At 30.5% G+C, this 13,321-nt stretch carries 17 protein-coding genes; all 17 read right to left on the reverse strand.

From position 1 onward, the window contains the following. Entirely contained in the window at positions 1–234 is a 234-nt protein-coding gene (locus tag Q9969_RS05590) for a hypothetical protein (RefSeq protein ID WP_305555289.1), read from the reverse strand. Then, entirely contained in the window at positions 209–955 is a 747-nt protein-coding gene (locus tag Q9969_RS05595) for a hypothetical protein (RefSeq protein ID WP_305555292.1), read from the reverse strand. Before Q9969_RS05595 ends, Q9969_RS05590 begins: the two co-directional genes overlap by 26 nt. Before the next feature lie 109 nt (positions 956–1,064). After that, positions 1,065–1,469 (reverse strand): hypothetical protein, encoded by a 405-nt coding sequence (locus Q9969_RS05600; RefSeq protein WP_305555295.1) that lies wholly within the window; start codon positions 1,467–1,469, stop codon positions 1,065–1,067. Positions 1,470–1,486: 17 nt separating this feature from the next. Next, complete coding sequence (locus tag Q9969_RS05605) at positions 1,487–2,620, reverse strand: hypothetical protein (RefSeq protein ID WP_305555298.1); 1,134 nt, start codon at positions 2,618–2,620, stop codon at positions 1,487–1,489. Positions 2,621–2,641: 21 nt separating this feature from the next. Beyond that, positions 2,642–2,890 carry a hypothetical protein gene (locus Q9969_RS05610; RefSeq protein WP_305555301.1) on the reverse strand — a complete coding sequence of 83 codons (249 nt, stop codon included), beginning with the start codon at positions 2,888–2,890 and terminating at the stop codon, positions 2,642–2,644. Positions 2,891–2,895: 5 nt separating this feature from the next. After that, a complete protein-coding gene (locus Q9969_RS05615) occupies positions 2,896–3,501 on the reverse strand; it encodes a hypothetical protein (protein WP_305555303.1) in 606 nt (201 codons plus the stop codon). An 8-nt stretch (positions 3,502–3,509) separates the two neighbouring features. Further along, positions 3,510–3,932: an HK97-gp10 family putative phage morphogenesis protein gene (locus Q9969_RS05620; RefSeq protein ID WP_305555306.1), complete on the reverse strand. Its 423-nt coding sequence runs from the start codon at positions 3,930–3,932 to the stop codon at positions 3,510–3,512. 2 nt (positions 3,933–3,934) lie between these two features. Continuing rightward, a complete protein-coding gene (locus tag Q9969_RS05625; RefSeq protein WP_305555309.1) occupies positions 3,935–4,276 on the reverse strand; it encodes a hypothetical protein in 342 nt (113 codons plus the stop codon). Between the two features lie 2 nt (positions 4,277–4,278). Further along, the gene (locus Q9969_RS05630; RefSeq protein ID WP_305555312.1) at positions 4,279–4,779 is read right to left on the reverse strand and encodes a hypothetical protein; all 501 of its coding nucleotides are present in this window, start codon (positions 4,777–4,779) and stop codon (positions 4,279–4,281) included. A 41-nt stretch (positions 4,780–4,820) separates the two neighbouring features. Beyond that, positions 4,821–5,861, reverse strand: a complete 1,041-nt coding sequence (locus tag Q9969_RS05635) for a phage major capsid protein (RefSeq protein ID WP_305555315.1) — start codon at positions 5,859–5,861, stop codon at positions 4,821–4,823. Positions 5,862–5,906: 45 nt separating this feature from the next. Then, positions 5,907–6,335: a hypothetical protein gene (locus tag Q9969_RS05640; protein WP_305555318.1), complete on the reverse strand. Its 429-nt coding sequence runs from the start codon at positions 6,333–6,335 to the stop codon at positions 5,907–5,909. Continuing rightward, complete coding sequence (locus Q9969_RS05645; RefSeq protein ID WP_305555321.1) at positions 6,335–7,012, reverse strand: hypothetical protein; 678 nt, start codon at positions 7,010–7,012, stop codon at positions 6,335–6,337. Before Q9969_RS05645 ends, Q9969_RS05640 begins: the two co-directional genes overlap by 1 nt. A gap of 372 nt (positions 7,013–7,384) precedes the next feature. Then, positions 7,385–7,663: a hypothetical protein gene (locus tag Q9969_RS05650; RefSeq protein ID WP_305555324.1), complete on the reverse strand. Its 279-nt coding sequence runs from the start codon at positions 7,661–7,663 to the stop codon at positions 7,385–7,387. A 19-nt stretch (positions 7,664–7,682) separates the two neighbouring features. Continuing rightward, on the reverse strand, positions 7,683–9,185 hold the full coding sequence (locus Q9969_RS05655) for a hypothetical protein (RefSeq protein WP_305555327.1): 1,503 nt from the start codon (positions 9,183–9,185) through the stop codon (positions 7,683–7,685). A 1-nt stretch (position 9,186) separates the two neighbouring features. Continuing rightward, complete coding sequence (locus Q9969_RS05660) at positions 9,187–10,506, reverse strand: phage portal protein (RefSeq protein WP_305555330.1); 1,320 nt, start codon at positions 10,504–10,506, stop codon at positions 9,187–9,189. A gap of 6 nt (positions 10,507–10,512) precedes the next feature. Further along, entirely contained in the window at positions 10,513–11,925 is a 1,413-nt protein-coding gene (locus Q9969_RS05665) for a phage terminase large subunit (protein ID WP_305555332.1), read from the reverse strand. Continuing rightward, positions 11,909–12,568 carry a hypothetical protein gene (locus Q9969_RS05670; RefSeq protein ID WP_305555335.1) on the reverse strand — a complete coding sequence of 220 codons (660 nt, stop codon included), beginning with the start codon at positions 12,566–12,568 and terminating at the stop codon, positions 11,909–11,911. The genes Q9969_RS05665 and Q9969_RS05670 overlap by 17 nt, the downstream gene beginning before the upstream one ends. Positions 12,569–13,321: the final 753 nt, after the last annotated feature.

The raw sequence follows: 13,321 nt of genomic DNA on the forward strand, positions 1-13,321 counted from the left end.
CTATCCCCTCATTCTACGCCTACGTTTCTGTTTTGAAGGTTTATCTTGTTTGATTTTTTTAGCATTTTTTGCTTCAGCTTTTATTTCTTCACCATATCTTCTCATAAGTAATATGACATCCCAATCATGAGCATAAAAACCTCGTACAACTTCTGAAATAGGGATACTTAAATGTTTACTAACACGAAAATAAACTTCACCAATGAAACTATCCAATAACTGGAAATAAATCAACTTCTAAATCCTCATCAACTTTTAAAATTTCTTTACATTTATTGAAAATTAATGTACGAGTTCCAATATCGAAACTAGTCCATAAAGATTCTTGTTCTATTCTTGTTAATGATTCATCATCAACAAGTTCAACATGATCTATTAAAAAATTAGTAATCATATCATTATTATTATCTACATCTCCTATTTTTTCAATAATTTTATCTTCAATGTTTTTGAGCATTTTTTCTTCTTTAGAAGATAATTGCATTTGATTAGATGCTTTACTGTACACAAGTTTTTCATTATTATTTAAATCACGGAAGATTCTAGTTTGAACATTTAACAAATCAATATATTCATTATCTGACAAAGGTTTTATCCTGAACTGGAATCTTACCAATTCTCCGTTAATTTTATAATGCATGTCAAATCTATAACGATCGGGGTTATTTAATAAGCTTAATAATTCTCTTGAAGATTTGATTATTCTTACATTTTCTTCAAGATTTTGTTCTACTTGAACACTATCATATTTCTTCATATATGGCCTGTAATCTGCCAATAATTGTTTTAATTCATGTAGTTCTTTTTCAGTTAATTTTTCGTTGTTTATGCATTTTTCTGCGATTATTTTTTCATTAGGTTCAAGATATTCAAAGGGTAGTCTTTTGCATTCTTCGGGAAATCTTGTTTTTAATAAAAAATCATCTCTTGCTTTTGTATCAATATCATAATCCATTGGTAAAACCTCTTCAAAAAAAAATAAAATAATTATAAAAAAAATAATATAAAAAAAAGAGTTAAAAAAATATTAATAGTTAATTAAAAAGAATTTTTCTCTCTTTTTTTTATGATCTGATGAAATTTAATGCTTTGCCACTAGCATCAAAACCAGTTCCATCATCATCGGAGTTCAATGTTACCTCATCAACACTAGCATGAGTTAAAGTACCTTTATGAGAAAATTCTCCATCAGGACCAAAGTTGAAAACTTTAATTGGAATTAATTCTCCAGATTCATAGTAATCCATGAATAAATCATAATATTCGGGTAAGATGTCTGATGCACTCCAAGTTCTTTTTTTAAGAGATCTACCATATCTTACTGGAACATCACTGTTAGTTACAGTTTTTTCATCTCCACCATCTTTAGTATTACCTACTTCAAGGCTGTTTGAGTGTACAACTTGGTCTTTGAATCTGAATTCAGCCATATCATACTCTCTATTTTCAGGGTCAATATCAATTGGCATATCTAATCATCCTCCATTTAATGTATGTAAGTTGTCATTTCAATTAATCCAGTGATATTTACAGGATATGCATGTGTGATTAAAGTTAATTTTTCTGGAGCATTTTCATCCTCAACAACAGAAATACTAGTGTCTTTTTTCATGTATCCTGCATCCACTTTCTCATGGACTAATAAATCTAAATCTGCTTGAGTATCTGAGAGGTATCCTGCAGTTTCTCTTCTTTTCAATTGAGCATAAACAATATCAACTGCTTCACGTACTAATTGATCAACATTTCTTCTAACATGAAGTAAACTGTCTAATGGCCTATTATCTCCTTTTGCATAACTTGTTGCAACACATAAGTTAATTTTTGGATAAATTGCAGAATTGGTTTTTTCATCATGATCAAATACAATTCCTGCTTCTCTTAAACTTTCTTCTGCAGCATCAGTTCTTTCAGTGAAAGTTCCTGGTTTTACGCTACGATAAGCATAGTAACCTGGTTCATCATAGTAAGGAGCAGTACAAATCCTTGCCAATCTTTTACCAAAGCTTTCTGGTGCCATTAAGTACACTCTACTTTCTTGAATTTTACTAGTATTTGCTGTTTTAGTTAATTCTTTTAATTCTTCTTCAGTGAATCCGAGAATAGTGAAGTATGCAATGCGAAGTTTTCCTTTTCCAGCTTCTGTTTTAAGTGATTCTGCAACACTAGTCATAATCCCAATAATACTATTAGTTAATGCAGTTACTGCTTCAGCATTAGCACCAGATGGTTTTTGGAAAATGTATGCTTCAACTTGAACATCATCTTTAATTTTAACTTCTTCAATTGCATTAATCCATGGAGTTGCAGTTCCAGGAACAGATGTTCCTAAATCTTTTACATGAACATTTGGAACCCCAATATCATCATTATTAACTTTTAATGATTCCTCAAAAAAGTCTTTAAGTATTGGTAATAAAATATTTGATTCATCAGTTCCAATTCCTCCTGCAGATGTTAATTTAGCTGCATCAGTATAATTAGTATAAGTAATTATATCTGGAACTGGAGAGTTATTCATAGTTGGACTAATAAATATTGGTATTTGTCCACCAACACCTCTATTAAGAGCACTTGAATCAGCTTCATACAGTTTGATTTTTGGATTTTCAGTAATCATAAATTGTAATTCTCCTTTTTTTTATAAAAAGTCATTTAAGATTTTAGTTAACTCATCAACAGTTATTGATGGTTTAATTTCTTCTTTTTCATGAACAATGAGTTCATGAGTGTATTGGTCTAATAATCCTGCTTTTGCTAAAGCACCTAATATGATATTTTTTTCAACAGGATATGCTTCAACGAGTTCACAAAGAATTAGTTTTTCTCCAGGTGCTTTCTTTGCAGAATCGTCTTTTTTCTTTTCAGTTTTATTTTTTTTAGCAGTCATAATTTTTATTCCTCTACTGTGAAATCAGTGAATACTCTTCCACCAATCTTATAATAAGTATAATAATTCATATTGAGTTTAAGAATAGAGCGTAATAATGTTTCAGATAATTCTAATTCATCTAAATCAGTGATACTATTAATATGAAATGTTCTTTTGGGTATGTGACAATAGTTGAAAAAAGATTGGTATTTCGTTAAATCTGGACATTGATTTTTATTTGCCCTTGTATTTTGTGATGTTAACGCTTCACATGTTTCATTTGTTTTACTACAAAGCGTTTGGTTACGAATGAAATTGTGACATGTAGTGTAATGATTAGCTAATGCTTGGTTAATTCTTAAAGTAATTTCTGAAATTAATTGTTGTCTTTCTTCTTCAGTATTGCACCAAATATTAATCCATAATTCAGCATTGTAATATTGTTGAATGTATTGTTGGTTATTGATTTCAACATATTTTCTTCTGATGAATGTTTCATCTGCTAAAAGTAGATTTACACAGGGAGTTATGTCTTCTACTCGAAGTCTGTTTCCTGCGTAAATTTTATCATTACTGATATATAGATGGTTTCGTAGTAAATCAATGAATTCTTTTTCTAAAAAATGCATTATTTTTTTTATTCTATGATATTTGCTCTTTTTAATTCTTCAAGCACATATTTTTGAAGGTTAGGTGAAACTTTTCTTGCAGTTCTAGTTACAAAAGGATTAGCGGGCATTTTACTTGTACCATATTGTACAAATGGCCAGTATAATACTCCATTACTTCTTGCATTACTCCTTAAATCCCCTCTGCCGTTTGAAATTTTATTTTTATGAAAGCTTCTTTGAAGGTTACCAGTAGGTTTATAAGGGGGAATTGATTTTGACATTGAGTGTCCAGGTCTTGGAGCTTCTCTTTTAATAATATTTTCCGCATCATGTAGAGTATGATCTACTGCCGGGTCTATTACTTTGTAAAAATATTTTTTATTTTTAAATCCTAATTTTTTATGGTAATCGTCACTGAATGCAACTTTCACACTTAGAGTAGCAACCATTTTTATAATGCCTTTTTTCTTTGTTTTTTAATTAGCATTTCTTTGTGAGGTAGAACATGGTTCCATGTGCTGATTGACCCAATTATTTCATAATTGGTATCATTTATTCTTAGTTGGTCTGTGTCTTTGATTTCTACTTCGATATTGAATATGACTTTGTATGTGTCTTGAAGTATTTTACCAAATTCACGAAGAGATGAAGTTGGAGATAGTGGTTGAATGTCCACAGGTATTGTTTCCTTTAGAACATATTCATTTTTACTACCATAGTAATCGTAATCATCACTATTGTCTTTTAAAGTGTATATGTTCATAGTTTCATTTGGGAAAAATGGAGGATTCATATTTAAATCATCTCCACATAACAACTATACTTATTACGTAAATCTTGAATCATATTTTGAATACGAGCACCTTTACCCACACTAGTATCATAAGAAACAGTTACATTGTTCTCTTTAACACTAGAAGCATTTTTATTCCAACTAGTATCATTCTCATACTCAATCATCAAATCAAGTAAAGTTTTATACTCAGATTCCTGTAAACCATAAACATACTCTAAGTATAATAAACCGTTATGATTTTCTTTTAAGTAAATACAACCTTCTGATTCATCTAAAATATAATCTTCCTCATTGAGAATCACATCATCTATTTTTAAAATTTTAATAGATTGAATTGGAAAATTATTAATAAGAATAATATTATCATCAAAAAATTGTTCCACTTGTTTTCCAGGTTGTGGAGTTAAAGGTAACCCTAACTCTAATTCTAAACGTTTTTTTAAAATTTCTTCTAAGTTATTTCCTGAAGTATCTCCAGGAGTTGTTTCTTGATTAGGCATTTTTGAGTTACACACTCCCCTAAAAAAAAATTTAAAATATTTTATCCGCCAGCTGAAGTAGTGACATTAACATTAAACAGAGATTTAACTTCTAAAGAAGTATCAATACCTTTAATAATACCATTGCAGAACTCAGCAGTAACATTAGCAGTTGCAAAAGATACAACAGCATTTTTAGTACCTAATTTATTAGTAGGTAAATTAGTCATTAATGTTGGAGGCAATAAACGTTTTACTTCAATAGTTGAAGAATCAGCAAACAACATTAAATCTTTACCAGACACTTGATCCAAATTAGAATCAATAAGGATTGGAATTTCCGCACCATTCGGAGCTTCATAAGCAACAACTCTATGACCAAGACCAATGTCTATTTTATCATTATATCTTCTGTATGGTGCAACAAGTTTTTTCAATTGCTTTGCAACGCCATTAGTAGTTACAATACAATCAACAGTTCCTCCATTGCCATCTATAATCTTAGTTAACATATTATCAATGACATCTTCACTAATTGCTTCATTTGCATTCATGGTTTCAACATTACTAGTTACTTGTTTAGTGAAACCTTCAAAGTTTTTAGCAGCAGAAGTACCAGTACCTTGCAAGAGAGTTCTATCTAATTCATTAGTTACTTTAATAAATCCTTTATCAATTTCTTTTGCAAGAATATCAATAGCATTATTCCCCATTTGAGCCATTAATGATACATCAATTGGGTGGATTAAAGTTTTCATTTTACTCATTGCTTCTTTATACTCAGAAGCATTTGCAGCAGGAATGTCCTCATTTTCATCTAACCATGAAGCAAGACTTCCATCAACTTCTTTATAAAATCCTGCATAAACAGAACTGAAACTATCATCTACTCTTCCTTTAGATTCCAAGAATCTGAAGAAAGGTGCTTTTTCAAACACTTTAGATTTTAAATCTGGACTATATTGAATTTGAGTAGATACTGGTGCGTCACCAGTTACCATCATTCTTGCATCTTTTTTCAAATCATCATACGCTTTTTGCAAAGTTGCAATATTTTCATTTGTGGAAGCAATTTTTGCTTCTAAATCTTTTATTGTTGACATAAAATAAATCACCTAAAAAAAAATTATATTTAAAATTAGTTTTTTTTATCCTAATAAAGATCTAATCATATTATCTTGAGATTGGTTTTGAAACATTTTCTCAGCAATCTCTTGACTAGTCATGCCTTTAGCATCAACATCATCATCATCATTATTGGATTCATTATCTAAATCTTTTTCTTTAACAGTATCCACTTTGAATTTAGGTTCACGATGTTTTTCTAAATCTTTGAAGAGATTACTTATATTCTCTTCAACAGCAGATTTCACAGTTTTATTAATTAACTCTGTTAAGGTTTTTTCTTTATCCTCAGTTTCTTCCTCGCTCTCATCATCTTCTTCTTCAGTAGGTTTTGAGGAAGTGTCTTTTAATTTTTCAAATTCTGATTTAACTAAACTTGGAATTTCTTTACTGACTTGTTTTACAGTTTCACTAGCAATTTCACGAACAATTTCATCTTGTTTACTTGCCATTAATTCATTGAATAAATCAACTGCATCATCTTTAGTGAAACCGTCAGTTTCTTCTTTTTGAAAGTTCTTATTTTTTTCTTTTGGGTCATTGTATCACCACTATTTTTACGTATAACATGACAAGCACCAGCAAGACACTTAGCTTTAACAATATTTTTATCAACAGATTCTTGTATTGTACCGTAAGTATCCCAGTTTGCAGGCATGCCTGTTAATGATATTTCCATAAGGAGTAAATCCTTAATCTCCCACCCTTGATCTTCAAGGATGGTGTACTCAGTTATTTTCCCTCCAATAGATAATCCTAGATTAACTCCAACATCAAGCATTTCTTTGATTTGTGGGGATTTTGATTTTAAAATATCTGCTTTAATCTTTAAAGAAGTATCATCTGATTCTAACACTTCTTTAATTGCACCATATATTCCCTCCAAACCATACCAATGATCTCCATGTAAGTTTTTAGTAGTTGTTAGCAACTGCTTTTTCATGGAACGTATAGCTGATGGAAGTATAATATCTCCTTGAAGGTCTTTATTCGATGTTGAAGCAACTCCGTCTATTGTTAATGTTCCATTACTATTCTCAGTATACTGAGTTGAATCTTCTTGAGATTTAGTAGTGAATGGAACGTATAGTTGGAATTGTTTCAATTCATTTATTGTTTCGGTTGTCATAAATTTCCTCAACTACAAAAAAAAATATTTTTTTATTAAAAAATAGAGTGGGATGATGGAATCAAACCATCTCAAACATAAAATAACTAATAATAATTAATCCCACATTACAGGAAAAAAATTAAAAAAAATAATGGAAACAGTTTAAAATCCACAATAATGCGCCAAGGTGGAATTTAAAATAGCGAAATGACTATAAATAAAATAAAAACATATTGAAAAAGAATAAAAATAGGAGGTGATAAATCGTGATTCTGAAAGTTCACATCTACGATGATGATGACGAAGATGCAGACGTGTACATTGAAAAAGGCCACATTTAAGCTCAGTGACCCCATTGAGCATCATCCCAAATGAAAATAAAAATAATTGTTATTCGGTTATAAGATCTAAAGTACTTACAGCAGTTCCTAAGATTCCCTCATCAGTAAAAGCAAGATTAGGATACTCTGGATAATCATTAACATACCTATCATAATCATAACATTCATTTACATATTCATGTTTCATATCTTCAAGCCCCATTTTACTATTGATGTAATCTAATTTAATATCCATTGGCCAGGTACTGTGCTCCAGGTATAATTCTTTAACTCGTTTAATAAACTCCTCTTCAGTCATAGGATATTTGGACTCATCAATCTTTTTCATAAAATAACCCCCAAAATATTCATAAACTATCATCCCTTACTTTCTCTGCAACATCATAAGCAGACAAATCACTCTCTCCTTCACTAACCTCAACAACATCATAAAAATCATGTTTAGTTTCATATTCACTTTGATTACCAGTATACTTGAAAAATATAATGTGCTCAGGCTTATTTACTCCTTTTACCCATTCATCAGGAGCGAATTCTTCATCGAATTCACAGTAACTTACAGGTTCAAAACCACACTTACGATAAAATTTATAATTTCCATCATAACTATCTAATTTGGTTCCACCTTTAGCAACTGCATATCTTAATAATGCTTCACCACTATCCTTAGGATGTTGGCTAGCACACACTGAGATTATGTCCCCATTAGGCTTAATTGCAATAGTGCTGCCGTGGTCTGTTATGAATAATTCGCAATCATCATAATCTGTTGCATCATGAACATCTACACGCCATTTATCACGATTACTATTAGTGGATTTAGATTTTAATAATGATTCTCTAAATTCCTGAGAGTCTCCTGTGATTCTTTTAATATAGACTCCATGTGGCCTGCCTTTAGGTGTATATTTATGGAACCCATTATTTAAAAGTTCCTCAATATATTTACTATGATCAATAGTTAAATTTACAACATCAAGTTTCTCACCACTGCTATTTTTACTTTCCCATACTGACAAATAAGTACATCTGCATAACGGATGGAAAGGTGGAAAATTTCCACCATCAAGTAATTTCTTAATATTATGAACTTTTTCACCATTACGATTAGCATAAGTTAACTCCGCACCCCTATCAAAATGATAAGCATAGTATAAACAGGTAGCACAAACATTATCATCTTCAGCAGTTAATATTTTCACTTCAGTATAACCTTCATTCACATAAGATTGAAGAATACCTGTGTTTTGTGTGCGACTTATTTCTGTACGAGCAATCATTGTTGCTCTGTGTCGAGGTGTGAAAATAGAGTCTGCTAATTGTTCTTCCGCTATACTTAATATTTGAGGGGCTAAACTATAGGGGTGTTCACCCGCAATCGCTCCTTTAACTAATTTATATTTGATTTGGGTTCTAACATCATTATCAATTCGCTGTATTAAACCCACATTATATTCTGTAATAAAACGTAAAGCTTGTTTATCTGCTTCAGTGTACTTGATATGTTCTTGCATATCAGAATATCCCTGTGCTTTACCTCTACGGTAAACCTCTGAAAGCAATGCTTCAACACTAGGATATTTGCTTTCAAGAATTTCATCCCATTCATTTTCTAATGATTGAAATACCTCTCGTTGATATTCCGCTTCAGCGAAAAAATAATCTCTAGCATCATCACTGTCTAACCAACGTATTCCAGCGTCTAATTGGTTATCAATAAGATTCATTAATAAAACATAATATCTTAATGATCTACTATCCTCTAAACTTTTATACTGGAATTCAGGCCACAAATCAAGATAATTTAAGATTAATTCATTAGTATAATTCCTTTCAGATTGAATACTCATTTTAATAACCTTTATCTATTCTGTCCATAACCACTGATTTTAACATGGCAAATTCTTCAAGGTTTTTTGTTTCGTTTTCTTGTGGGTTTATTAAAACAGAATTATCTATGTTTTCTGGACTGGTGGCTAAAGCAAATTGACTGTAATTCATTGGTACGTTACCCCAATCTACTGGAGATAAACCATAACCTGACCTTACCTCATTGATAAAAGTAGTTCCATTACGTAATTGTTTATCCTCTATTTCTGCACGGTTCAATTTGTTCTCATGATCTTCACGAATAAACTCAAATAATTCTTGAAAACCGGATCTCCCCAAGTTTTTATTGAATGCATCTTCAATAACTTTACAATTACTGTTTATTACTTTACCGAAGTTTTTATCTTGTGATTCACCACTACCCGTTCCAAGATTCGCGGTTTCAATAATACTTACTTTAGCAGGAGGCACACCAAACATTGTTATTACACAATCACGAGAATATCTTATTAACTCTAAAAATTCCATGTCTTTATTACTATTGTTAGTGTGTTGATAATTACCTCCTTGCATGGCAATTATACCTTTCTGATTCTTCTGTTTTTTCAAACGTTGAATATTCTCTTTAACAATTTGTGGTTTTAAATCTTTATCAAAACTTAAAACTCCTCTGGGATCTAAACCATGATTTTCGAAAACATTCTTATTATGATTCAAACCAAGTGCTTCGAGACTAATATTCATAGCAATAGTATCAATAAGACTAGTACCCCATTTACTACCACGTATCTGGATTTTCGGTTCATAAATATGAATAATATTCTCCGGTTCAAAGACATGTTCAGTATTCCTGATACACCAAGCATCACGATTATAATCATAACCCATTAACTCAGTAGGTATGAATTTAAACCCATTCGGTATATTATCGAATATTTTATCATGATTAACTTCAATGAATGTATCACCAGTCACTTTCCAAGATGGTACGATTTGCTTAATTAATGAGGAAAATGTATCTTCAGCATATTTACCTGCCGGAGCATTGAATAAATCAGTTAAATAATTAACTTTTTCATGGTTAACAGTAGTTGTATTGGGATTATTAATTTGAAACCCTTCTGATAATATTTCATCACAAGTAACCATGCAACAACGCCTAACCCAAACATTCTTTTTAAATGCTTGATAATAAGTATTTAAATCACCTATATTTTTATCAGGAGTAGTGAATGACCATCCATACTCATCCATGAACAGATCATATAAACTATATCTTTCAGGTCTGCGTAACCCTGGAAGATGATTTGCCACTCCTTTTATCGAATCTATAATCTTCATAAAATATCACAATTCAATTAATTCTAATTCAACAGTATTCACAAAATTAGTTAGTATACTATTCCATGCATATCCTAATGCATCTAATTCATCTGGAGATTTATGTTTTTTCATTTCTTCAGGATTTGGACTAACATACATGAATTGGTCGAATAAACCATCTTTTCTTTCTAATTGCTCTTTTAAATGACTACTAAATTTTAACTCACCTTTAATTATTGCTTTTGCAATAGGTCTAGCACGAGTATATTTAGATTTAATTGCTGAAACACCATTTACATCAATACTATATTTTTCTATTAAATCAGATAATACATCATCAACCCAGTATCTTAATGCATACACACTATCTCCACCAGGTTCTTCTTCAAAATCAACATTATATAAATTATTCTCAAGTATTTGCTTCTCAATAATATTATAAACACTATCCTCAGGATAAGCTGACCCATCAATACTTAAATCGTTCAAGACAGTTAAACCATTATCTAATCTAATAAGATTCATTGCAACAGTATTATCCCTTCCAGTACCTGCTGTATCAATACCCATAGTACAAAACAATACTTCCCTTTCAACATAATCCTCTACATCAATATAAGCATTAACTAATTGATCACGATTAATCAAATCCCCAGCAGTAGGTCTGTAATGCCAATTACCATATTTTTGGTACTGTTGATCAATATAATCCAATTCATTTAAAGAACCTTCATAAGCTGCTTTATCAATATGAGGATTATCACGCCAATCTAAAGCAATATAAGGTTTCAGACCATCAACAAATTCTTTAACCAAATATTCAGTACTATCCCCACCAGGATTAGATAAGTTAATTATGCTTCTAGGAATTTGAGTTGTATTTCTCATTGACCTATATTGAAATCTTAATACGGCTTCAGGTAATTCTGAAGCTTCATCATTAACAATACGATCATAACTAGCGGACTTGAATTTTTGCTTTTTTTCATCATGATCAAATGCTTTGAAATAAATAGTATTGCCATTAGGAGCAGTTATCTGTGGAATTGGACTTTGTTTAAAATCACAACAGATATCTTCAGGTAAATGTGTTCCACAACACCAGTCAACAAGATTATCCCAAATACTGTTAGTGTCAACTAGTTCTGCATGATTACGTCGAGTAACTAAACAAGTATAATCTTCATCTTTATGTAAGTATTGTACTGATAACATACTTCCAAGATATGTTTTACCTCCATATCCTCCGGCTCCAGCTAATACTGCGTTAGGTTTTTTAGTTCCATCTTCAGCATATTTTTCTTCACGATTAGCTAAAATAATTGGTATTAACTGTTTAGGGTACGGTTTATATAAACAATAAGGATTTTCTATGATAGTTTTTTGAAGTAACAACTGTTCTTTATTAGTTATTGATATTTTATTTTCTATCAACATTTTCAGTCACTTCAGTTAACACATCATCTAAATTATAATCACTTAATTCATTAACAAATAAATAATTTTCTTTTTTAGTATTTATTTCAGCATCAACTTTAACTGTGGAATCATTTTTGGAGATATCTTTAGGCATACCAGATTCTGTTAGTAATGTATCTACTTTTTTTTTATGAGCTTTTGCCAAATCAGATTTGCCTCTGGCTTTTGTATGAGGATTGATTTTTCTAGACTTATCAATTTTCACATCTAATTTCCAGTCATTATTTAAAGATTTAATTAATTCTTTACTATCTTCTTTAAAAAATTCTCCAATGTCTTTTTTCAAATTATTTTGAATGTCTTTGATGAAATCTGCCCAATAAGCTTTTTTTCTAACATACCATCGTTTTAGTTTACTCCAATTTTTCATTGTTGCTCTTGCAGGTAGTTTTGCAAATGGGTTTTTTCCCCCGCTAGGAGCTTGCTTAGGTGTAGGTAATGTGTTGCCGTCTTTATCTTCAGGATACCAATAATCTAAAAATGACTCAATAGTTCCGTCAAAATGGAAATATTCATTTGCGAACCAATATTGTTTTGGAGTTTCTTTTTCTTGGATTTCATAAATAGGTTCAATTAATTCTATTTTTTTACTTCTAACCAAAACATATCATCTCCTATTTAGTGTGAGAAATACTTTCATTAATAAGTCGTCAATTTCATCTCTATGCTCACTTCTTTCAACTGCACTTTTTGGAGGCATAGTATCTAATTTATTAAATTTTGTAAAGGTTTACAAGTGTAAAGTGTAAATGGTCTGTAAAGGTTTACACTGTAAAGGATTGTATAAGTATAAAAAAAACTAGTGTTTTTGTATTCTTTTTTCTGCTATATTGTAATAGTTTTCATCGAGTTCTATTCCTATGAAATTTCTATTTGTTTGTGTGCATGCTACTCCTGTACTTCCAGAGCCCATGAAGCAGTCAAGTATTGTATCGTGGGGTTTTGAAGATTTTTCAATTAAAAATTTTAATAAATCTACTGGTTTTTGGTTTTGATGTTGTTGTAGTTTTCCTGTTACACGATTATATTTTAAAATTTTGAAATATTTGTTTATTTCTTGTTTAAAAAAATCAATATTGTCTGCATTACAAAAACAATAGAAAGCACAATTATCATTTAATAACTCATATAGTAATTTAAAACTTTTTTTTAATACTTCTGGGTTATTATCATTTAGTATGGGTTTGCAGAAAATGTTTTTTATTTTTACGATGACCTGTTTTGTAATTTATAAGATATGGTGGGTCTATTAAAATTAAATCTACTTTTTGCCCATTATTGATTAAGGTAGGTAGTATGTCTAAACAATCTCTTTTATATAATTCAATCAAAAAACTCCCCTCCCATCCTGTTT

Source organism: Methanobrevibacter sp. V74, from assembly GCF_963082495.1.
In the GTDB taxonomy this organism is placed as follows: domain Archaea; phylum Methanobacteriota; class Methanobacteria; order Methanobacteriales; family Methanobacteriaceae; genus Methanocatella.